This is a genomic window from Methylobacterium frigidaeris (assembly GCF_022179185.1).
GTDB classification, from domain to species: Bacteria; Pseudomonadota; Alphaproteobacteria; order Rhizobiales; family Beijerinckiaceae; genus Methylobacterium; species Methylobacterium frigidaeris.
In genome coordinates, this window is the sequence record NZ_BPQJ01000493.1 from 1 (window position 1) to 209 (window position 209).

The 209-nt window shown below is 76.6% G+C and carries 1 pseudogene; it reads left to right on the forward strand.

The features are described 5' to 3' along the window. Positions 1–209 (forward strand): annotated as a pseudogene (locus MFF64_RS37735) (hypothetical protein); the annotation flags it as partial.

The window sequence follows — 209 nt, forward strand, 5'->3', positions numbered from 1 at the left end:
GAGCAGGAGGGCTGGAGCCAGGCCCCCGTCCCCCGCGACCAGTCGGCCGCCAAGGATGCGCCGAATCCGGGTGGTCACTCCATCGACGAGAACGCCAAGCGGCCCGTCCCCGTCGCCGCCACCGGTGGGTCTTCCGCGACGGGGCCGCAGGCGCCGCTGGACCACCGCACCGGGGGGCCGTGGGGCACGAAATCGCCGCGGCCGGGCAG